The organism is Streptomyces sp. NPDC088733, from assembly GCF_044751185.1.
Classification (GTDB): Bacteria; Actinomycetota; Actinomycetes; order Streptomycetales; family Streptomycetaceae; genus Actinacidiphila.
The window spans coordinates 75486-95562 of the sequence record NZ_JBIVLH010000006.1; the positions used below are offsets into that span (position 1 = coordinate 75486).

General features: G+C 70.3%; 20 protein-coding genes. 12 read left to right on the forward strand and 8 right to left on the reverse strand.

Going from position 1 to position 20077, the window contains the following annotated elements:
• Positions 1-81 precede the first annotated feature (81 nt).
• Positions 82-1833 carry an oxalyl-CoA decarboxylase gene (gene oxc / locus ACIP64_RS13025; protein WP_401584927.1) on the forward strand — a complete coding sequence of 584 codons (1752 nt, stop codon included), beginning with the start codon at positions 82-84 and terminating at the stop codon, positions 1831-1833.
• A 77-nt stretch (positions 1834-1910) separates the two neighbouring features.
• Positions 1911-3167: a formyl-CoA transferase gene (gene frc, locus ACIP64_RS13030; RefSeq protein ID WP_401584930.1), complete on the forward strand. Its 1257-nt coding sequence runs from the start codon at positions 1911-1913 to the stop codon at positions 3165-3167.
• Positions 3168-3224: 57 nt separating this feature from the next.
• Here frc and ACIP64_RS13035 read toward each other — a convergent pair whose 3' ends face one another.
• Positions 3225-3665: a PAS domain-containing protein gene (locus tag ACIP64_RS13035; protein ID WP_401584932.1), complete on the reverse strand. Its 441-nt coding sequence runs from the start codon at positions 3663-3665 to the stop codon at positions 3225-3227.
• 301 nt (positions 3666-3966) lie between these two features.
• Here ACIP64_RS13035 and ACIP64_RS13040 point away from each other — a divergent pair, with 301 nt between their 5' ends.
• Genes ACIP64_RS13040 through ACIP64_RS13050 form a run of 3 tightly spaced genes read left to right on the forward strand, consistent with a single transcriptional unit; the run spans position 3967 to position 6555 of the window.
• Positions 3967-5166 carry a cytochrome P450 gene (locus ACIP64_RS13040; protein WP_401584935.1) on the forward strand — a complete coding sequence of 400 codons (1200 nt, stop codon included), beginning with the start codon at positions 3967-3969 and terminating at the stop codon, positions 5164-5166.
• 31 nt (positions 5167-5197) lie between these two features.
• Positions 5198-5404, forward strand: coding sequence for a ferredoxin (locus tag ACIP64_RS13045; protein ID WP_401584938.1), 207 nt, complete (start codon positions 5198-5200; stop codon positions 5402-5404).
• Positions 5401-6555: an NAD(P)/FAD-dependent oxidoreductase gene (locus ACIP64_RS13050; RefSeq protein ID WP_401584940.1), complete on the forward strand. Its 1155-nt coding sequence runs from the start codon at positions 5401-5403 to the stop codon at positions 6553-6555. The genes ACIP64_RS13045 and ACIP64_RS13050 overlap by 4 nt, the downstream gene beginning before the upstream one ends.
• A gap of 123 nt (positions 6556-6678) precedes the next feature.
• Here ACIP64_RS13050 and ACIP64_RS13055 read toward each other — a convergent pair whose 3' ends face one another.
• Entirely contained in the window at positions 6679-7725 is a 1047-nt protein-coding gene (locus ACIP64_RS13055; protein ID WP_401584943.1) for a hypothetical protein, read from the reverse strand.
• 234 nt (positions 7726-7959) lie between these two features.
• Here ACIP64_RS13055 and ACIP64_RS13060 point away from each other — a divergent pair, with 234 nt between their 5' ends.
• Positions 7960-8865: an EamA family transporter gene (locus ACIP64_RS13060; protein ID WP_401585624.1), complete on the forward strand. Its 906-nt coding sequence runs from the start codon at positions 7960-7962 to the stop codon at positions 8863-8865.
• A gap of 77 nt (positions 8866-8942) precedes the next feature.
• Here ACIP64_RS13060 and ACIP64_RS13065 read toward each other — a convergent pair whose 3' ends face one another.
• Entirely contained in the window at positions 8943-9830 is an 888-nt protein-coding gene (locus ACIP64_RS13065) for an MBL fold metallo-hydrolase (protein WP_401584945.1), read from the reverse strand.
• Between the two features lie 96 nt (positions 9831-9926).
• The gene (locus tag ACIP64_RS13070; protein WP_401584948.1) at positions 9927-11312 is read right to left on the reverse strand and encodes an FAD-dependent oxidoreductase; all 1386 of its coding nucleotides are present in this window, start codon (positions 11310-11312) and stop codon (positions 9927-9929) included.
• A gap of 73 nt (positions 11313-11385) precedes the next feature.
• On the opposite strand from ACIP64_RS13070, the gene ACIP64_RS13075 reads away from it, so the two are divergent.
• Complete coding sequence (locus ACIP64_RS13075; protein ID WP_401584951.1) at positions 11386-12306, forward strand: cupin domain-containing protein; 921 nt, start codon at positions 11386-11388, stop codon at positions 12304-12306.
• A 39-nt stretch (positions 12307-12345) separates the two neighbouring features.
• Here ACIP64_RS13075 and ACIP64_RS13080 read toward each other — a convergent pair whose 3' ends face one another.
• On the reverse strand, positions 12346-13437 hold the full coding sequence (locus ACIP64_RS13080; protein ID WP_401584953.1) for a hypothetical protein: 1092 nt from the start codon (positions 13435-13437) through the stop codon (positions 12346-12348).
• Positions 13438-13660: 223 nt separating this feature from the next.
• Between ACIP64_RS13080 and ACIP64_RS13085 the strand changes: the two genes are divergently transcribed.
• Positions 13661-14122 carry a hypothetical protein gene (locus ACIP64_RS13085; RefSeq protein ID WP_401584956.1) on the forward strand — a complete coding sequence of 154 codons (462 nt, stop codon included), beginning with the start codon at positions 13661-13663 and terminating at the stop codon, positions 14120-14122.
• A 148-nt stretch (positions 14123-14270) separates the two neighbouring features.
• Here ACIP64_RS13085 and ACIP64_RS13090 read toward each other — a convergent pair whose 3' ends face one another.
• Positions 14271-15017 (reverse strand): phosphotransferase family protein, encoded by a 747-nt coding sequence (locus ACIP64_RS13090; RefSeq protein ID WP_401584958.1) that lies wholly within the window; start codon positions 15015-15017, stop codon positions 14271-14273.
• Positions 15010-15555 (reverse strand): hypothetical protein, encoded by a 546-nt coding sequence (locus tag ACIP64_RS13095; RefSeq protein ID WP_401584961.1) that lies wholly within the window; start codon positions 15553-15555, stop codon positions 15010-15012. The genes ACIP64_RS13090 and ACIP64_RS13095 overlap by 8 nt, the downstream gene beginning before the upstream one ends.
• A 245-nt stretch (positions 15556-15800) precedes the next feature.
• Here ACIP64_RS13095 and ACIP64_RS13100 point away from each other — a divergent pair, with 245 nt between their 5' ends.
• From ACIP64_RS13100 to ACIP64_RS13110, 3 genes are read left to right on the forward strand one after another with little or no spacing between them, the layout of a single operon-like run.
• A complete protein-coding gene (locus ACIP64_RS13100) occupies positions 15801-16940 on the forward strand; it encodes a DNA gyrase subunit B (RefSeq protein WP_401584963.1) in 1140 nt (379 codons plus the stop codon).
• Positions 16941-16947: 7 nt separating this feature from the next.
• Entirely contained in the window at positions 16948-17565 is a 618-nt protein-coding gene (locus ACIP64_RS13105; protein WP_401584965.1) for a hypothetical protein, read from the forward strand.
• Entirely contained in the window at positions 17562-18077 is a 516-nt protein-coding gene (locus ACIP64_RS13110) for a hypothetical protein (RefSeq protein ID WP_401584968.1), read from the forward strand. The genes ACIP64_RS13105 and ACIP64_RS13110 overlap by 4 nt, the downstream gene beginning before the upstream one ends.
• A 75-nt stretch (positions 18078-18152) precedes the next feature.
• Here ACIP64_RS13110 and ACIP64_RS13115 read toward each other — a convergent pair whose 3' ends face one another.
• The gene (locus ACIP64_RS13115; RefSeq protein ID WP_401584971.1) at positions 18153-18818 is read right to left on the reverse strand and encodes a hypothetical protein; all 666 of its coding nucleotides are present in this window, start codon (positions 18816-18818) and stop codon (positions 18153-18155) included.
• 476 nt (positions 18819-19294) lie between these two features.
• Between ACIP64_RS13115 and ACIP64_RS13120 the strand changes: the two genes are divergently transcribed.
• Positions 19295-19813, forward strand: a complete 519-nt coding sequence (locus ACIP64_RS13120; RefSeq protein ID WP_401584974.1) for a hypothetical protein — start codon at positions 19295-19297, stop codon at positions 19811-19813.
• Positions 19814-20077: the final 264 nt, after the last annotated feature.

The window sequence follows — 20077 nt, forward strand, 5'->3', positions numbered from 1 at the left end:
TCTTGGACGCGGGCGGGCGCGCTGCGGATGGTGAGACGAGTAGCCGCACCGGCATGACCTGCCCAAGGAGGACCTCGGACCATGACCGCCCCCTCACCACTGGAGACCGTGGCGACCGCCGACGTTCCGGCCGAGCTCACCGACGGGTACCACCTGGTCGTCGACGCGCTCAAGCTCAACGACGTCGACACCATCTACGGGGTGGTCGGCATCCCGATCACCGACCTGGCCCGCCTCGCCCAGGCGCAGGGCATCCGCTACATCGGCTTCCGCCACGAGAGCAACGCGGGACACGCGGCGGCGGCGGCCGGCTACCTCACGAAGAAGCCGGGCGTGTGCCTGACGGTGTCCGCGCCGGGCTTCCTCAACGGGCTGGTCGCCCTCGCGAACGCCACCACCAACTGCTTCCCCATGGTGCAGATCTCCGGCTCCAGCGAGCGCCACCTCGTCGACCTCAAGCAGGGCGACTACGAGGAGATGGACCAGCTCGCCGCCGCCCAGCAGTTCTGCAAGGCCGCCTACCGCGTCAGCCGCGTCGAGGACATCGGCCGCGGCATCGCCCGCGCGCTGCGCACCGCGATCTCCGGGCGCCCCGGCGGTGTCTATCTCGACATACCCGCCGCGGTGCTCGGCTCCATCATGAACGCCGACGAGGGCGCGAGGACGGTCAGCCGCCTCGTCGACCCCGCGCCGCGCCAGATCCCCGCGCCCGAGGCGGTGGACCGCGCCATCGAGCTGCTGGCGGGCGCGCAGCGGCCGCTGGTGGTGCTCGGCAAGGGCGCCGCGTACGCGCAGGCGGACGACCAGGTACGGGAGTTCATCGAGTCCACCGGCATCCCCTACGTGCCGATGTCGATGGCCAAGGGCCTGCTGCCCGACGACCACCCGCAGTCGGCCGCAACCGCCCGTTCGCTGGCGCTGAAGAAGGCCGACGTCGTGATGCTGGTCGGCGCCCGCCTCAACTGGCTGCTCAACCATGGCGAGGCACCGCAGTGGAACCCCGACGCGAAGTTCATCCAGGTGGACATCGAGCCCCGGGAGATGGACAGCAACCAGCCCATCGCCGCCCCGCTCGTCGGTGACATCGAGTCGGTCCTCGACGCGCTCGCCGAGCGGACCAAGCCCGGCCAGATCGCCGCCCCCACCGCCTGGCGCGAGGAGCTGGCGGCGCGCTCGGCGCAGAACGTCGCCAAGATGGCCGAGCGCCTGAAGGCCGACCCGCACCCCATGCAGTTCATGGGCGCGCTGAAGGCGGTGCGCGACGTGGTGCGCGAGCGCCCCGAGACGTACATCGTCAACGAGGGCGCCAACGCCCTGGACATCGCGCGCAACGTCATCGACATGCACGTGCCGCGGCACCGCCTGGACAGCGGCACCTGGGGCGTCATGGGCATCGGCATGGGCTACGCCATCGCCGCCGCCGTCGAGAGCGGCGCGCCGGTCGTGGCCGTGGAGGGCGACAGCGCCTTCGGGTTCAGCGGCATGGAGCTGGAGACCATCTGCCGCTACAAGCTGCCCGTGGTCACCGTGATTATGAACAACGGCGGTGTCTACCGGGGCGACGACGTCAACCCCCTCGACGACGCCCCGTCCCCGACGACCCTGATGTCCGCCGCCCGCCACGAGCTGATGATCGAGGCGTTCGGCGGCAAGGGCTACCGCGCGACCACCCCCGCCGAGGTCACCGCCGCCCTCACCGAGGCCCTGGCCTCGGGCGGCCCGGCCCTCATCGACTGCGTGATCGACCCCTCGGCGGGCACCGAGAGCGGCCACATCTCGCACCTCAACCCGAAGGGCATCACCGTCGGCAACATCGTGCCGGCGAAGAAGTGAGCGCCCGAACCCCCGAGTCGTCCAGCTCCCGCACAGCCCATGCCCGCTCAGCGAACATTCACCAGAAGGAAGCCACCATGAGTGACAAGCCGCTCGCCGGAATCAAGGTGATCGACTTCACCGGGGTCCAGGCCGGTCCCGCGTGCACGCAGATGCTCGCCTGGTTCGGCGCCGACGTCATCAAGGTCGAGCGCCCCCAGGGCGGCGACGTGACGCGCAACCAGCTCCGCGACATCCCCGACCTCGACGCGCTCTACTTCACGATGCTCAACAGCAACAAGCGCTCGCTGGCCATCAACACCAAGACCGCCGAGGGCAAGGAGGTCATGGAGAAGCTGATCCGCGAGGCCGACATCCTGGTCGAGAACTTCGCGCCGGGCGCCATGGACCGCATGGGCCTGGGCTGGGACCACATCCATGAGCTCAACCCCCGCCTGATCTTCGGCTCGGTCAAGGGCTTCAACGACGACTCGTCCTGGAACGACCTCAAGGTCTACGAGAACGTGGCCCAGGCCGCCGGCGGCGCCGCCTCCACGACGGGCTTCTGGGACGGCCCGCCGACCATCAGCGGCTCCGCCCTCGGCGACAGCAACACGGGCATGCACCTGCTGATCGGCCTGCTGACCGCGATCATCCAGCGCAACGCGACCGGCCAGGGCCAGAAGGTGTCGGTGTCCATGCAGGACGCCGTCCTCAACCTCACCCGGGTCAAGCTCCGCGACCAGCAGCGCCTGGAGAAGGTCGGCTACCTGGAGGAGTACCCGCAGTACCCGAACGGCGAGTTCGGCGACACGGTGCCGCGCGGCGGCAACGCGGGCGGCGGCGGCCAGCCCGGCTGGATCCTGAAGTGCAAGGGCTGGGAGACCGACCCCAACGCCTACATCTACTTCACCATCCAGGAGCAGAACTGGAAGCGGACCGCCGAGGCCATCGGCCGGCCCGAGTGGGTCGAGGACCCGGAGTACACGACCGCCAAGGCCCGCCAGTCGCACATCTTCGAGATCTTCGCCGAGATCGAGAAGTGGCTGGCCGACAAGACCAAGTACGAGGCCGTCGACATCCTCCGCACGTGGGAGGTGCCCTGCGCGCCCGTGCTGAGCATGAAGGAGCTGGCCGCCGACCCCGACATGCGCAAGAGCGGCACGATCGTCGAGGTCGAGCAGAAGGAGCGCGGCACCTACCTGACCGTGGGCAGCCCGATCAAGTTCTCCGGCTTCAAGCCCGAGATCATCGGCGCCCCGCTGCTCGGTGAGCACACCGACGAGGTGCTGGCGGACCTCGGCTACGACGCGGACGCCATCCGCGCCCTGCACGAGGGCAACGTGGTCGTCTGACCCCCTCCGTACGGCAACGGTGCCCCGCACGCGACGCGCGTGCGGGGCACCCGTGTTTCATGTCGCCTGTGCCGCCTTGGCGGCGGCGAGTTGCCCGTACAGATCCTTCTCCTTGGCGCGCCGTTCGGTGACGTCCCGGATGACCGCTCCGACCCAACCCGGCTGCCCGTCCGCGTCGTTCAGCAGCACCACGCTGAACTCGATCGACAGCTTCCTGCCTCCGGCGCCGACCGCGGGGACGGCGAGCAGGTCGTCGTCCCCGTACCGGGTGGTGCCGGTGGCCATGGACTTCTGGAAGCCGTCCCAGTGCCGCTGCTGGTGCCGCTCGGGGATGATCACGTCCAGGCTGTGACCGATGACCTCGGTCGCCGGGAACCCGAAGATCCGTTCCGCGCCGTGGTTCCAGTAGCGGATGCGTCCTTCGCGGTCGATGATCACTACTCCGTCGGGTGCGCGGGCTGTCATGCCCAGCACCACCTCGGGGTCCAGATGCTCCATGTCGCCTCCGGTGTCGAGCCGTTGGACTGATCGTATGCAGGATACTGTCGCCCCTCTCTCTCCGGCATCGGGGCGCAGCCTCCGAATACGCTTGTCGCGTCAAGCAAGTTCATGTTTGAATGATCCCGGATCCGGCAAATGGGGCCTGGGGCATGCCGGTTCGGCGTGCGGCTTCCTCGCCGGGCCGAAAGCCATGGGCCCCATATCCACGACCCGTTCGGCCACGTGTGCCGGCGTGCGACCGCGGCCGGGAGACGTGGGCGCCCGCATACGTCCGGTCCGCACCTGCTTGGAGCTCGACATGCCTGAAAAACTGACGCGCGGGTTCGCTGTCACGGACCGTGATGCCCGGTGTCCGTTCGACCCCTCCGAGCGGCTCGCGGAGATGGCCCGGCGCGAGGGGCCCACCCGGCTCCGCATGGTCGAGCGGGAGTACGGCGAGGTCGACGTGCTGATGTTCTCGCGTTATGCCGACGTCCGGGCGCTCTACAACGAGCCGCGTCTCGACCACAGCTTCATTCCCACGCCGGACGGAGCCATGGACAGCGCGCTGCCCGGCTTCTTCCCCCGCTTCCGCGGCGCGGACCACGCCCGTCTGCGCCGTATGGTCGCCGGTTCCTTCACGCCCAAGCGGGTCGAGCAGCTGCGGCCCAGGATCGCGGCCATCGTCTCGGAGCTGCTGGACGAGGTGGAGGAAGCCGGCCCGGGAGTCGATCTGTTCGAGGCGTACGCCCTCCCGCTGCCCTCCATCGTGATCGGCGAGATACTCGGCATCCCCGGTTCCGAGCACCGGAACTTCAACCGGCTGTGCGCGGGCATCGTCGACTTCTCGCTGCCGCCGGAGGAGGCCTTCAAGAACTTCATGCGCCTGAACGACTACGTCGGCGACCTGGTGGCCCAGAACCACAGGAATCCGACCGACGGCCTGATCGGCGCCCTGGTGGCACAGCGTCACGGTGAGGTCCGCGACGAGGAGATCGTCGGCATGGTCAGCGCACTGGTCGTCGCAGGGCACGAGACGTCCGCGGCGACGATCGCCCTCAGCGCCCTGGCGCTGATGCAGCAGCCCGAGCAACTCGCCGTGCTGCTCGACGACTCCCACTCCACGGCCGACGCCGCCGAGGAACTGCTCCGCTACATGAGCGTCTCGGGCGGCTTCCCCCGCATGTCGACCGAGGACGTCACCATCGGTGACCACGTCGTGAAGGCGGGCGAGTGGGTCCTGGCCTCGCCGCTGAACGCCAACCGCGATCCGGAGGTGGTCCCCGGGGACCCGAACACCCTCGACCTGACCCGGGAACCGATCCAGATCATGACCTTCGGGTCCGGCATCCACCAGTGCCCGGGGCAGCACCTGGCCCGAGCGGAACTGCAGACGGCGTTGGCCCCCCTCTTCCGCAGGTTCCCGGGGCTGCGGCTCGCGGTCCCCGCCGAGGAGCTCTCCTTCCACCGCTTCGGCCCGAACGTCTACACCCTGGACGCCCTGCCCGTCGCCTGGTGAGTCCTCAGTACGCATTCTCGAAGGACGATTCATGATCATTACGGTGGAAGAGGACAAGTGCGTCGCCGGCGGCCAGTGTGTCGTGGCCGCACCTGAGGTCTTCGACCAGCGGGAGGACGACGGGGTCGTGATCCTGCTTCAGGAGAAGCCTTCCGCGGCGGAGTTCGACCGGGTGCGCACAGCCGCGACGATCTGCCCCGCCGCCGCCATCCGGCTGGCGGAGTCGCTGCACCCGTGACCGCCGACGTGCTGGTGGTCGGCGCGTCGGTCGGCGGGCTGACGACCGTGGAGACGCTGCGCAGCAGAGGCTTCCGCGGCACGGTCCGGGTCGTGGGGGCGGAGACCCACCTCCCCTACGACCGGCCGCCGCTCTCCAAGAAGGTCCTCTCGGGGGCCTGGGGAGAGGAGCGGGTGCGCCTGCGCGACCGGCGGGAACTGGACCGGCTGGACGCCGAATTCCTGCTGGGCTGCCGAGCCGTGCGCCTGGACGCCGAGGCGCACGCCGTCGTCCTCGAGGACGGCCGCACGCTCGACTACGGCCGGCTCGTCCTCGCGACCGGCCTGACACCGCGTACCCTGCCGGGCACCGGGGCGCTGCGGGGCGCGTGGGTCCTGCGCACCCTGGAGGACTCCGCCGGGCTGCGCGCGCAGTTGCTCGCGGCCCGCGACGTGGCGGTCATCGGGGCGGGAGTGCTGGGGTGCGAGGTCGCCGCGACAGCCCGGGAGATGGGCTTGAACGTCACCTTGATCGACCCGAACCCGGCTCCGATGTGGCGTCAGACAGGTGCGGCCGTCGGCCGGGAGCTGTCCGGGCTCCACGCCGAGCGCGGTGTGCGGCTGCTGATGGACACCCGCGTCAACGGGCTGCTCGACGACCACGGGTGGGTCACCGGCGTGCGTGTCGGGGGCGGCGGGACCGTTCCCGCCGATGCCGTGGTGATGACCATCGGCTCGGTTCCCACGACCGACTGGCTCGTCGGCAGCGGCCTCGTCCTGGACGACGGCATCGTCTGCGACGAACGCGGCCGCGCCTCGGCCGGCGTCCACGCCGTCGGGGACGTGGCCCGCTGGTCGGACGGCCGGACCGGCGTCGGTCCCCGTCTGGAGAACCGGGCGAACGCCGTGCAGCAGGGCGTGTTCGTCGCCGGGGACATCACCGGCGGCCAGGACGCCTACTGGTCCGTTCCGTACTTCTGGACGGACCAGTACGACGTCAGGATCCAGGTCTTCGGCGCGCTGCCCGAGGACGCGGACGTCCGGCTGATCGAGGGCACCGTGGAATCCCGGAAGTTCGTCATGCTCGCGGAGAAGGACGGACGGGCTGTCGGCGTGGTCGGCTGGAACAGCGCCAAGGCGGTCATGGCGGCCAAGAACGCCTACCTGGGCTGACGTCGTGAACCGGCCGTGCGCCGGTGCGCCGGCCGTTCCGGCCGCCGCGGCCGCGACGCGCCGGGGGAGCGCCGGGTCCGCCCGTCGTCCCCCGGCGCGACGCGCCCGCGGCCGCCTAGGTGATCAGGCCCCGACGAAACGGCGCTTGTACGCGCCGTAGACGTGCGGCAGCAGGAGGCCGGGCTCCGCGTTGATCACCTCGGGAATGACGGGGATCGCGGAACCGACCATCGTCTCGGGGTGGTAGGTCCGGTCCTCCGCCGGGTCCGGGCGCATCTCCATCACCAGACTGGGCTTGCCCTCGACCTTGACGCGCCAGCCCGAGGTGATCGGGACGCCCGGGATGTCGTCGGAGACGGCCCAGCGCACCTGCACGGTGATCCGGATCTGGTCGGGGTCGACCGGAACACCCGCGTAGGTGAGCGTGACCACGGCGACGGTGCCCTCGGCGATGAGCCCTGCCGCGATCTCGATGTCGCGATGCGCGGGCGTGAGCTCCGTGCTCATCTCGACGGTCTTCAGCTCCATGTCCAGGGAGTGCGCCACGTTGTGGGTCAACTGGACGAAGAGGTGGTCGAGTTGCTGCTTGAGGGCCGTGCCCTCGTGCCAGTCCTCCAGCTTCGCGCCGAAGTTGACCGCGGTGAAGACGATCTCCGGTCCGTCGTCGGCCACGGAGTAGGTCTCGCGGATGTGGAGGGACTCCACGTCCGCGCACAGGCCCGTGATGGTCGGGGCCAGCCGGGAGGCGATGAAGTTCGGGTTGAGGCCGGCGCCGGTGAAGGTCGAACCGCCCTCGCGGCACGCCTCCTCGAACTTCTCCGCGTAACCGGGTATCGCGGACGGCATCGAGTGCTGGCCCGTCACGGAGATGACGTTCTTGCCCGACCGGAGGAGGTCGGCGATGTCCTGGTCGTTGGCGTCCATCTCGTCCGGGCGCAGGCGGGTGCAGAAGAGCACGACGTCCGCGTCCGTGCGGAGCAGTTCCTCGCGATCGGTGGTCGCGAGGACACCGATCGGCTCGATGCCCGCGATGACACCGGCGTCGACGCCGTCCTTCGCGGGACTCCAGACCTTGCAGCCGACCAGTTCGAGATCGCGATGGCGAGCGACAGCGCGAATGAGGGCCTGCCCGTTGTCGCCGGCACCCCACTGAATGACCTTATATGTCAATTTTTCTCCCACGGTAGGCAGTGCTCGAACGTCCCGGGCAAAGGGGGATGTCGCAACACTGGCGAACGCCAAAGCGAGGTCAACTCCGGACTTCCCGCCTGGTCGTTGACTGGTCAAGCATATCGGGTGCCGGGCATCCTGTGCTGGAGGCGGCAGGCGGGGCGGTCGCGAAGCCGGGCCGGAAACCACGTGACGTGGAGCGCCCGATCGCCGAAAATCCATGGCGTGGCCACCATGAACGCCGACGCGAGCAGCCGTGACCCGTCCTCCCCCGAAACCTCCCCGACCGCGCCGATCGGACGGGCCTTCGGTGCGATCCCGCCCACGGGACTGGTCCTGCTCGGCATCGTCAGCGTCCAACTCGGCTCGGCACTGGCCAAGAACCTCTTCGACGCGGTGGGCAGCTTCGGAACCGTCGCCCTGCGCCTGTGCTTCGCGGCGGCGGTGCTGCTCGCGGTCTGGCGGCCCTCGCCGCGCATGAGCCGCCGCACCTGGGCGGTGGTGCTCGGCTACGGCGTGACCCTCGGCACGATGAACCTCTGCTTCTACCTGTCGCTGGCCCGGATCCCACTGGGGATCGCGGTGACCGTCGAGTTCCTCGGCCCGCTCACGGTGGCGCTGGCCGGGTCGCGGCGATGGTTGGACGCCCTGTGGGTGCTGCTCGCGGCAGGCGGTGTCCTCCTGCTGACGGACGGCAGTGGCGGCCTCGACCCCCTCGGCGTGCTGTTCGCCCTCGCCGCGGGAGCGTGCTGGGGACTGTACGTCCTGGTAGGCGCGGCCCTGGGCCGCCACACGACGGAAGGCGGCGGCCTGGCCCTGGGCATGGCCGTCGGGGCCCTGGTCGCCCTGCCGTTCGGCGTCGCCGACAGCGGCGCGGCGCTCGTCCAGCCGTGGGTCCTGCTCGCGGGGCTCGGCGTGGGACTGCTGTCCTCGGTGATCCCGTACTCGCTGGACCTGGAGGCCCTGCGCAGGATGCCGCCGCGCGTCTTCGGCATCCTGATGAGCCTCGAACCGGCGATGGCGGCCCTCATCGGCCTGGTCGTCCTCCAGGAGTCACTGCGCTGGACCCAGTGGATCGCGGTGGTGTGCGTGGTGGCCGCGTCGGCGGGCGCCACACGGGGCGCCCGCGCGGACACCTGACCGGAGGCCGGGCGAGGCGGCGGGTCAGGGTGCCGCCTCGGGCGGCCCCTGGTGCCGTGCCGTCATGCGCACGCTGCTCATTGCGCGTTCAGCACCGCCGGGACGTTGACCTCGAAGTGGATGGACTCGTACATGCTGTAGTCGCTGTACTCCTTCATCCCGAGCGCTTCGCGGACCTGGTCGGCGGACAGTCCCTTGCCCTGGGCCTCCCGCGCCAGGCCGGTCAGCTCCTCGAGGTAGGCGATCGAGTGCAGGACGTCGGCACGGCGCATGGGCCGGCCGTGGCCCGGCACGATCAGGGTGCCGTCGTCGAGGAGCTCGTAGAGGCGGCGGTAGGTGGCGAGCGCCTCGTCGGCCCGCCCCTCCAGCAGCCACGGGAAGGCCGGGGGAGGGGCCTGCAGCATGTTCCCGACGAAGACGACGTTGTCCTCACGCATGCGGACGACCAGGTCGCCGTCCGTCTGGGCGAAGCCGATGTGCTCGATGTCCACATGCTTGCCTCCCAGGTCCACGGAGCAGGCCCCGGACACCGCGATGTCCGCCGAGCGGGAGACCACCTCCTCGATGCCGACGTTCGCGCCGAGCAGGTCGATCATGAAGGCGCGGTCCTGCTCGAAGCGCTCGTCGATCGCACGCTTGGTCGCCTCATGGTGGATGATCACCGTCTGCGACGGGAAGGCGAAATTCCCGAAGCAGTGATCGCCGTGGAAACTGGTGTTGACCAGGAACCGGATGGGCAGCGAGGTCACTGCGCGCACCGCGCCGATGACCTGGGACGCCAAGCGGCCGTTGCTCAGTGATTCGACCACCAGCACTCCCGAATCGCCGACGACGAAACCGGCGTTGGTCGCGGTGTGGTCGGTTTCCTCGACATCCGCCGCCATGACCGCGTACACGCCGTCGGCGAGTTCGCGCCGGTGCATCCGCACTTTGGCGATGTCGAAGGGCCTGCTCTTCTGCTGCATGGTTCTTTTCTCTTCCGGAAGACTGGCCGGTTGGTCCCATTTGTCTCATGGTCGGGCGGTGGTTGCATCCTGCCCCGGCGCGCATGTCCGTCGACGTCAGGTGAGGACCTTGTCGAAGACCTCGTTGAGGGCTTCGGTCGAGCTCGGGTGGGTGTAGATCGCGTCGCGGAGCTGCGTGGCCGTGATGCCGTGCCGCATGGCCAGCGCGACGGTGTTGACGATCTCCTGCGCGTCGATGCTGAGCAGGGCGGCCCCGAGGACGAGGTCGGTGTCCGGGTCCACGATGAACTTCATGACGCCGCGGGTCTCCTCGACCGTGTAGGCGCGGGGCATGGCCACGATGTCCGCGACCCTCTCCCGCGAGACCTTGATGTCCAACCCCCGCGAGCGCGCCTGGCTCTCGGTGAGTCCCACCGTGGCCAGCGGGGGTGTGATGAACAGGGTGTGGGGCACTGCCCTGCGGTCGCTCGTGGAGCGCTTGCCCTCGCCCAGAAGCTGGTCCAGGACGATGCGCGCGTCGTCCAGGGAGATGTAGGTGAACTGCTCACCTCCGTTGACGTCGCCGAGTGCGTAGATGTGCGGCCGGCTGCTGCGCAGGAACTCGTCGACCACGATCGCGCCGCTCGGCGCGGTGCGGACACCGGCGGCGTCGAGCCGGAGGCCGTCCGTGACGGGCCGGCGCCCGGTGGCGGGCAGCAGGGCGGAGGCCTCGACGGTGTGGGTCCGCCCGTCCTTCTCGTAGACGACGGTCGAGACGGCGCCGCTGTCCCGCACCTCGGTGACGTTCGCGCCGGTGACGACGCGGATACCGTCGCCGGTGAGGATCTCCTCGACGGCCCCGGCGATGTCCTCGTCCTCCCGCGGCAGGAGCCGGTCGGCAGCTTCGAGGACCGTCACCTCGCTGCCGAAGCGCCGGTAGATCCCCGCGAACTCGAGGCCGAGGTATCCGCCTCCCAGGACCACGAGACGCTCGGGCAGGTTCTGCGTGCGGGTGAGCTCCGTGCTGGAGACCAGATGGGAGCTGCTCGCGAGGCCGGGAACCGGGGGGATCACCGGCTCCGACCCGGTGTTGACCAGGATCGTGGGGGCGGTGACGGTGATGACGTCCGGTCCCTCCCCGACAGCGACGGTGTACGGGTTGATGAACCGGGCCGTGCCGGTGATGACCGTCGCGGTGTCCCTGCCGTTGAGGGCCTCGAAGTTGCCGGCGCGGAAAGCGCTGGTCAGCGCACGGACGCCGGCGACCGAGCGGGCGAAGAACTCCTGTGCGTCGTCCCCCGGGCGTTTGGTCCCGGCGTAGTGGACGAGCATCTTCGTCGGCACGCAGCCGACGTTCGGGCAGGTCCCGCCGTACATGTTCTCGGACCGCTCGACCAGGACCACCCTGCGGCCGGCCCCGGCGAGCGCGTGAGCGGCGGTCTTGCCCCCCTTGCCGAAACCGATGACCAGGACATCCGCGGTGAGTGCTGTGGTGATCTCCATGCGTCGAGTCTGCGATCCGGCCACCGGGGCAAATAGACTCGGCCGTCTCACTGTCCTGCCCGAAAGTCTCACCGTGGACTCAGTCAGCCGACTGCTGCGCCTGGCCCGGCTCAGGGCCGACCTCGACAAGCACTGCCTGCTCGGGGCCGGCACCAGGATGGAGGTGCCGCCCCACGGCGAGCTGGAGGCGCCCTTCCACGTGCTGCTGGAAGGCACCTGTCAGCTGCAGGTGGGCACGGTCCTGCTCGACCTGCGCCCCGGGGACGTGGTGATGATCCCGAGCGGCACGCCGCACCGGGTGATCACCGAGGGCGAAGGCGACCAGGTGGGGACGGCGGAGACGCCCGGCGACGTCTTCACGACCACCCGCAGCGAGCACGGCGGGGAGCCCGTCATCGACCTGTTCTGCGGGCACTACACCTTCGACGCCGGCACGGGCGCACTGCTGTTCGCGAGCCTGCCCGACCCCGTGCACGTCTCCTTCGGGCAGTCGGCGGAGAGCGACGAGGTGCTGCGCATGCTCAGCGCCCTGATGCGCGGTGAGGCGCGCCGCGAGGGCGAGGGCACCGCGGCGATCCTCTCCGCCCTGTGCACCGTGCTGCTGGCGATGGTGCTGCGCACCGCGCGCGGCGACACCACACGGACCACCCTGTGGACCGCGGCGGCCGACGGCCGCATCGCGGCGGCCGTCGAGGGCATGCTCAACGACCCCGGAGCCGACTGGACGATCGAACGGCTCAGCCGCACGGCCGCCATGTCCCGCGCCACCTTCCTGCGCCACTTCACCCAGGAGACCGGAACGACCGTGGGCGCCTTCCTCACCCGCGCACGGCTGATGACCGCGGCGGAACTGCTCACCGCCACCGACGCGACCGTCGCGAGCGTCGCCGGGCAGGTCGGCTACTACTCCGAGTCCGCGTTCTCACGGGCTTTCCGGGCCCACCTCGGCACGACACCCGCCCGCTTCCGGCGCGAGCACACCCGTCCGGCCTGAACGTGTCCGCGGTCGCTTCCCCAGACCGCGCCTCCCGGGTCACGCGATGGCCGGGTCCGACTCCTCCTGCACGGTCCAGGCCGGGCCCTGCGGAAGCGCCCGGCTCGCCGCGGCGACCCCGCGCAGCGGCAGCTGGACGACCGCCGCCGACGCCAGGGCGCACAGCAGCCAGGTGACGAACCAGGGCAGCCCGTCGGGCCCGAACCAGAGGACGGGCGCGGCGATCGCGGCCGCGAGGAGGGCACCGCCGAGGATGGGTCCGTGCACCGGTGCGGAGAACTTGGCGGTGCGCGGCACGCGGCGTACGGCGCGGTCGGCGGCGTCGGGACGCGAGGCGGCCTTGAGGTAGGGGCGTGCCTCGTCCGGGTCCGTGAGACCCACGACCGTCTCACCGCTGTCGGCGACGAACGCCGCGGGCAGTTCGTCTTCGATCAGCTTCCACCGCTCCGGCCAGCAGAGCCAGCCGTCCTGGCCGCCGAGGCGCAGGACCGCCCGGCCCAGCTCCTCGTTGTGCCCGGCGAGTCTGATCTCCTGGTCGCCCTCCTTCAGGACGATCCAGTGGAACTGCGTGACGTCCAACTCGCCCGGCTTGTCACCGCGCTTGAGGTAGCGCATCCGCACCGGCTCCCCGACCCGGACGCGCACGGCGTGCAGCCCGCCCCGGCCCGCGTCCTCGGACAGCACACGCATCTTGGCGCGGACGTCGCCCTGCCTGGTCCGGCGGCGGGCGAACTGGAGCGTCTTCGCCGTCAGGACGAGGACGAGGATGATCAGCACGCCGGAGAGCACCCCGCCGGTCCCGGCGGCCAGCCGCGTGAGGAAGAGCGGCGTGACGATGAGGAGCACGGCCCCCGTCGCGCGCCCGGCGTCCCGGGCCGGCATGGGCAGTTTGCGCGGCACGGGCGGCGGTGCGGACGGCAGCGGGGCGGAGGGCGCCAGGCCCAGAGGCGGCGCCAGGCGGCAGGCGACCACCCAGGCCCCGGCGGCGACCGCGGACGCCCCGAGCGCCGTCAGGATGTCCCACCGCGGGGCGGGCGCGTCGTAGCGTACGAAGACCAGTGCCAGGGCGACCGCGGCGCACACGAGGGCGGTAGCGCCGAAGCCGCGGGTCAGCAGGGTGGAGCGTCGCATGGGCGTCCTTCGCCGGAAGTCGAGCCGGAGTGGGGCACCGTCTCACGAGGATGGGCGTGCGCCGACGGCCTCCCGGGCCGGTTGCGTGGGTCAGGGCACTCGGGCGGCCGTGCGGTGCTCCAGTGTCGTCCGTGATCCACTGTCACGTAAAGCGCGGACGCCGCTGCGTCGTTACGTCGTTCGCGGGGCCGGTCGACGAGGGCGAGGAGCGGATGGGCGGCCGATGAGCGACAACTACCTGACGGTGATCCCGACCGACCCGTACTGGCAGCCGGGCAAGGACGCGGCGGATCGCGCTGCGGCAGCGTTGTCGCGGATGCTTCCCGACGACGATGCCCGGCGCGGCCTGGCCACCGCGTGGCACGACAGCGTCGAAGTCGTCTGGTGCGGCTCCCACCTGACGAGCATCTCCTGTCCGCACTGCGGTGCGGAGTGCCCCTCCGGTTGGTGGGGCGAGGCTGTCTCGGAGCGCTACGACGAGGGCTTCCCGACGCTCGTGACGACCCTTCCCTGTTGTCAGGTCGACACGTCGCTCAACGACCTGGTGTACGACTGGCCGATGGGGTTCGCGCGGTTCCGGATCGAGGTGCTGTACCCGAACCGGTCCTGGCTGACCGACGCCGAACTGGCCACCGTCGCGGACGCGCTCGGGCATCCGCTGCGGCAGGTCGTCATCCGTGTCTAGCGCGGCGCGGCAGCGCGGAGACCGTGCCTATGGACGGTTCGTTCCAGGCCTGAGCCCTCGTCGGGCAAGGCGTAGGGGAACGGGACGGCGTCGTGACGACCGGCACGTTCTCGTACCTCCGCCAGCATGGCAGCAGGCTGCCACACGGTCACGTCCGGGATCTCAGCACGTCGACCTCGCAGCCCGGCGCGAACGGGTCGAAGCCGTGCTCGACCAGCCAGCGAACCCCCAGCAGGCTTCGCAGCGACCACCACGCGCGGATCACGTCGATGTCGACGTCCGTGCCGTAACCGGCGACGACGTCGCCGAGGTGTTCCTCGTGTCCGAGCGTCAGGGTGGCGAGGTCGAACAGGGCATCACCCGGGCCCGCCTCCGACCAGTCGATGATGCCGGTGACCTCGTCGCCGTCGACGAAGACGTGCTCGATCTGCAGGTCGCCGTGGGTGAACACCTGGGTCCACGGCCGGATCGCGGCCTCGGCGACCTGGCGGTTGCGGGTGACGAGGCCGGCGGGCAGGACGCCGTTCGTCACGAGCGACGCGCACTCGGCGTCGAGTTCCGCCGCCAACTCGTCGGGGCTCCGGCGGCGCCGGCCGGACCAGGGCGGCAACGGGGCCTCGTGCAACCGCCGGACGGCGGCACCCGCCGCGGCCCACGCCGCCGGCGACGCGGTCGACGGCTCACCGAGACGGCCGAGCACCGTCCCCGGGACGGCGGCGATCGCGAGCACGGGCGGCTTGCGCCACAGGACCTCTGGCGTCGGGACTGGTACCAAGGCCATCGCCTGGACCTCGACGTCGGTGCGCGCCCGGTCGGTGTCCACCTTCAGGAACACGTCGCCGACCCGCAGGGTCGCGCGCTCGGAGTGGGCGACGACGACTTCGACCTCATCCATGGGCGCCCAGTATCCCGGGAGGATCGGCGATGTCGCCGGGCTTGTGTGCGCATTCTCGGTCCGGTGGCGACCACAGCACCCTGACCCGGTCGGCGGCGATGTCGTACCCGAGCAGTGGTTCCGTGCCGCCGCCCTCGGGGAACAGCGGTACCGACCTGCCCAGCCGCCGTCCGATCGCGGTCAGGAACCCGCACAGGATGTCCAGCCGCTCCTGTCCCTGGAGTTCCCGGACGTCGACGTCGAAGTCGATCTGCTCGTCCCCGAGGAACCGGAAGATCGCCCGGACCTCGGGGTGCGGCCACACCCGCAGGCTGGGGCACTCGGCGTCGGCCGAACGGGACAGCACCGCCTCGGCTCGGGGCAACGGCAACACCGCGGTGCCCTCGGCGTACTCGAAGGCCCAGCCCCGTTCGCGGATCAGGTCGAGCACGGCCTGCCAGTCCGCCGTCGTCGTGTCCTCGACGAACACGTCGGGGAGGTAGCCCCAGTCGGCCGGATCGAGCAGCCACGCGACGTCGTCCCACAGCAGATCGCCCATCTCGCCATCCTCCCAAGGCGGACCCGTAAATCAGAGGCCCCGGCGTACCCCTGGAAGGGGTCGTGCGCGGCCTCGGCCGGGGTGCGGCCGGCTTCTCGGCTGTCCCGTGACTCCCAGGGCCAACCGTATGCGGGCAGGCGGTCACCCGCCTCTGCGTGCCCTTTGTAAAGCGGCTCTGACCTGCGGCTTTCCCGTTAATCGCCTAGGCTTGGCGGCACTGTTGGACACGGTCGCAGGGGGATTTGGTGACTGAGGACGCCAAGAGGTACAACGCAAGCGACATCACGGTGCTGCACTTGTGGGAGGCCGTTCGGGCGCGGCCCGGGATGTACGTCGGCTCGACCGGCGAACGGGGCCTGCATCAGGCGGTGTTCGAGGTGGTGGGCCTGGCGGTGAACGAGGTGCTGGCCGGCCGGGCCACTTCCGTCCACGTCGCCCTCGCGCCGGACGGCGGCGTGAGCGTCGCCGACGACGGGCCGAGGCTCCCCGTCGAGCTGGAAGCTCCGCTGACCAGCATGCATGCCAGGATGGGATCCGGCGGTCGCGTCCACGCGGAACTGGACATGGTCGGAGTGGGGCCCTGCGTCACCAACGCCCTGTCGAGTCGTCTGACGGCCGAGGTGCGGTGCGACGGGACCCGTTGGGTCCAGGAGTACGTGCGTGGCGTCCCGGTAGCCCCGCCCACCGCCGTGGGGGAGGCGATGGGCAGCGGGACCACCATCACCTTCTGGCCGGACGCGGACATCTTCCAGACCGTGGAGTGCTCGTTCACGGTGTTGGCGGACCGATTCAGAGAACTGGCCTTTCTGAACCGGTGCCTGGCGATCTCCTTGACCGACGCGCGCGTTCCGGGCGAACCCCGATCGGAGCGCTTCCGGTTCCCGGGCGGGGCACGGGACTTCGTCGCCTTCCTCGACGCGCCGAGGCGGAGGCCCGTACACCCCGACGTCATCGCCTTCGAGTGGGAGGACGAGCGCATGGAGGGGCGGGCGGAGGTAGCACTGCGGTGGTGCGCCTCTGACGAAAAGCGGCTGCGCAGCTTCGCCAACAGCCGGCCCACATCTGAGGGTGGCACGCATGTGACCGGCTTCCGTGAGGGGATGGCGGCCGCGCTCCACGCGTACGCCCGGGAGCGGCGACTGCTGTCGCCGACGGATCCCGACCTCGGCGCCGCACGCATCGGCCAGGGTCTCACGGCGGTCGTGTCGGTGAAGCTGGCCAGGCCGGAATTCCCGGGTGCCACGCGCAGCCTGCTGGGCAATACCGCGGTGTCCGCCTGCGTCAGTGAGGCCGTCCGGGAGTACCTCGGCAACTGGCTGGAGGGCCACCCGGAGCAGGCCGCGGCCGTGGTCGGCCGGCTCCTCCAGGACGCCTCGCGGAGCTGAGCCATCGATGGGCATCCGCGAACGCGAACGCAAGGTGCACCGGTCGCTGCGGCGGGCCGGCCTCGAAGTGATTCCGGACGCCGTGCCGGAGGGCACGATGCCGTTCGTCGTCGGATACGAGGCCGAGGACGTGGACGGCGCCTTCTCCCACCGGTACGACACCCCTCGGCTCGTGGAACGCCTCAATCAGGACTGGTACGACCTCGCCGTCTCCTCGGGCCTCCTCGACCGGCGGCGTGAATTCCTCGTCCAGCTCCCGCAGGGCGCCCGGACCCACCAGGCCGTCCTGCGGGACATGCACGGCGACAGCGGCGACGTCCGCCTGCCCGCGTGGACCCGGGTCCGGCTGCTCGCGGACTGGGACATCATGGGGCGCGGCGCGTCATCGGCCTTCCTCGGCGTACGCGCGGGCCACCCCGGCTTCGCCATGATGGCGCTCGACAGCAGCGTGTACCTCCAGGCCTCGACGGGCGAAACCGGCGTCGACGTACTGGCGGTGCGCCACCCCTACCGCTCGCAGAACGTCCTGCGGCACCTGGAGTGGATCAGGGATCAGGACAGCTTCTACGTCAACCGCGAGTTCAAGCAGCGGACCGCGGAATGGCTCGCGGGCGGGAGGAGATGAGCGAGGTGTTCGACTTCGGGATCGACGGCTACCGGCCCGACTGGCTGAACGGCCACCCATCGGTCGCGGCACGCCACGGCGCACGATTGGCGGCGCTCATCGGCCGCCCGCTGGCCCGCGTCTGGCTGGTCTGGGACGTCCAGGACGACGAGTGGTTCGCCGACTGCCCGGTCCTGCTCGACTTCACCGGGGAGCAGGTGGAGATCAACCACCAAAAATTCGACGACGTCTCGATCACGTGGAATTCGGCGGACCCCCATCAGCCGGTCGTCCGGCCCGATTTCGACCTTCGGTGGCGCCACGACGCGCGCGGCGAACTCCAGGCCCTCCAGGGCCAGATCCTTCAGGACGTACAGCTCCTCGAATGGACCGGGAACGACATGGCCCTGGGGACAGTCGCCGTCGGCTTCCGCTTTCCCCGCGGCCAACTCACGGTCTTCAACGCCCTCGATGAGAACGGGCTGCTGTTCGGGCCACCGGATGCGCGCTACCGGTGTCACCCGGTGCGCTGAGGCCCCCGGCGCGATCGTGCCGACGCCGCGCACCCGCGCCTGGCGGAGTGCGCGCGTCGGTCGTCGTCCCGTACGTCAGCCCGTGACGGAGCAGTTCCTCCAGGCGGCGATCAGGGCGTCCGGGATCTGCAGGATCTCGGCGCAGCCGTGAGGGCTCGCGGGGAAGCCGTCGGAGGCGAAGTAGCTCCAGTCGCTCCCCGTGGTGGCGCGGAAGTACTTCATGGCGCTGCCCTCGTCCTGCAGGTTCACGAGCTCACCCTCGTTGGCCCCGGACGTGGGGTCAAACGGGGTGGCGGCGTAGCGGACGGTGCCGCACTGGCCGTAGAAGAACCGGCCGGGCGCGGGCGCGATGTGGACGAAGCGGGGGTAACTGCGCTGGTAGGCCCGCGTCACCGCGGCCTTGACCTCGCCGCTGACGGCCAGATTGCGGCAGCCGGGGACGGAGGCAGGCGCCTGCGGGACCTTGACCGGGGCGGTGGTGTGCTTCGACGTCGGCGGGGGAGTCGCAGGCCGTGTCGATGTCGACGCCGAGGCCGTGGCGGCCGCGCTGGAGGACGACGCCGAAGGCGAGGGCTCACTGGAAGGGTCCGCCGTGGCGGAGGCCGAGGACTGCGGCGAGGCCGAAGCGGTCGTGCCGGCGGCGGAGTCGGACCCGGACCCGGAGGAATCGGTGCACCCCGAGAGCAACAGGGTGCAGCCCAGCAGCGCGGCCGCTATCGAGGCACTTCTGATTCCGGACAACTCGAGTCTCCTCCTCGGTCGGCAAAGCTCATGTGCGTGGAGCCGCTGCCGCTCTCCGACGGCGCACCGCTCGCCATCCATCACTCCCGCAGCACTGCGGAGGGTTGCACAGGAGTCTGTGTCCATGGTTTCGATTTGGTATAGGCGCCAGGCGTGGCGACGTTGCGCCCTGCTGCGCGATGGCCCTCGTCCCCACCAGGGGGCGAGCAGGGCCATCGACGGCGCATCCGTATGCGCTGAGCGTCGAGGCCCTGGCGCGGCAGGGTCGAGGCGGAGGAGCCGGCGGAGTCCGTGCCGGTCTTCGTCTTGACGGCCGCTCTGGCGGCAGGCATCGGGGCAGCAGGCGACCACTGAAGGTGCTGTTGAGCCTGGAAGCCATTAGCTGGCGTGGGCATGGCGAGAGCGTGACCGCTGAGACATGGCGTGTTCATGCTTGATTCATATGGTTAACGCTTCAGCCCCCAATCCTCGCGATCATGAAATCTCTGAAGACCCTGCGCCTGACCGTGCCCATGGGACTCGCCGCCCTCATGCTCGCCATCACGGGCTCTATGTCCACCGCGTCCGCGACGACGACCCGATGGGTGTACCAGAACGTCTACGAGGGCAACTGCCTCACCTACTCCGACACGACCAGCAACGTCTGGTCGGGCCCCTGCAGCGGGTCAACCGTCGCCTGGTACTGGGGCGATTCGTATACCGACTACATCACCAGGGTCACCTACCGCCAGCTGAAGACCTGGTACCGCAACGACGAGCGGTGCCTCACCACGGACTTCAAGACAGACACGAACGCCGTCTGGACGAGCCCCTGCAATGGCATCTACGACAGCGGGCAGATGTGGAACGGCGACAACAACGAACTCACGGTCGGAGGCGGATTGTCTCCGAACTACCTGCGCACCTCGGGCAACGGTGACGCCGTCTACTCCACCCCCTGGGGTCAGTCCGGCATCGAGCTCGACCGTTGGGAGTGGAATGGCACGCACAACTGACCACTCCACGAGGTGACGAAGGCCCTCACCCACACAGGGAGCGAGGGCCTTCTGCTTTCCCCTGCCGCACCCCCACAAGCCGGCGTCCGCGCTGCCGAGAATCGCTGACCTGCTGCATTCGCAGCGACCCGTCATCGTCAAGGGACGCTCGATTCGCCTCAGTGAAGCGCCGTACAGGGCAACGGCGATGCAGGTGGAGCCGGATGAGGGCGAGAGGGTGAAGGGCGGGCGGAGGTGGTAGCCGGGCACGTACGTCGGCGGCCG

Excerpts from the sequence above, each read along its gene's own strand:
- ACIP64_RS13040 (WP_401584935.1), top strand. The coding sequence starts at position 3,967 with ATGCCTGAAAAACTGACGCGCGGGTTCGCTGTCACGGACCGTGATGCC.
- ACIP64_RS13045 (WP_401584938.1), top strand. The coding sequence starts at position 5,198 with ATGATCATTACGGTGGAAGAGGACAAGTGCGTCGCCGGCGGCCAGTGT.
- ACIP64_RS13085 (WP_401584956.1), top strand. The coding sequence starts at position 13,661 with ATGAGCGACAACTACCTGACGGTGATCCCGACCGACCCGTACTGGCAG.
- ACIP64_RS13035 (WP_401584932.1), bottom strand. The coding sequence starts at position 3,665 with ATGGAGCATCTGGACCCCGAGGTGGTGCTGGGCATGACAGCCCGCGCA.
- ACIP64_RS13070 (WP_401584948.1), bottom strand. The coding sequence starts at position 11,312 with ATGGAGATCACCACAGCACTCACCGCGGATGTCCTGGTCATCGGTTTC.
- oxc (WP_401584927.1), top strand. The coding sequence starts at position 82 with ATGACCGCCCCCTCACCACTGGAGACCGTGGCGACCGCCGACGTTCCG.
- ACIP64_RS13095 (WP_401584961.1), bottom strand. The coding sequence starts at position 15,555 with ATGGGCGATCTGCTGTGGGACGACGTCGCGTGGCTGCTCGATCCGGCC.
- ACIP64_RS13065 (WP_401584945.1), bottom strand. The coding sequence starts at position 9,830 with ATGCAGCAGAAGAGCAGGCCCTTCGACATCGCCAAAGTGCGGATGCAC.
- ACIP64_RS13060 (WP_401585624.1), top strand. The coding sequence starts at position 7,960 with ATGAACGCCGACGCGAGCAGCCGTGACCCGTCCTCCCCCGAAACCTCC.
- frc (WP_401584930.1), top strand. The coding sequence starts at position 1,911 with ATGAGTGACAAGCCGCTCGCCGGAATCAAGGTGATCGACTTCACCGGG.
- ACIP64_RS13120 (WP_401584974.1), top strand. The coding sequence starts at position 19,295 with ATGAAATCTCTGAAGACCCTGCGCCTGACCGTGCCCATGGGACTCGCC.
- ACIP64_RS13110 (WP_401584968.1), top strand. The coding sequence starts at position 17,562 with ATGAGCGAGGTGTTCGACTTCGGGATCGACGGCTACCGGCCCGACTGG.
- ACIP64_RS13105 (WP_401584965.1), top strand. The coding sequence starts at position 16,948 with ATGGGCATCCGCGAACGCGAACGCAAGGTGCACCGGTCGCTGCGGCGG.
- ACIP64_RS13090 (WP_401584958.1), bottom strand. The coding sequence starts at position 15,017 with ATGGATGAGGTCGAAGTCGTCGTCGCCCACTCCGAGCGCGCGACCCTG.
- ACIP64_RS13080 (WP_401584953.1), bottom strand. The coding sequence starts at position 13,437 with ATGCGACGCTCCACCCTGCTGACCCGCGGCTTCGGCGCTACCGCCCTC.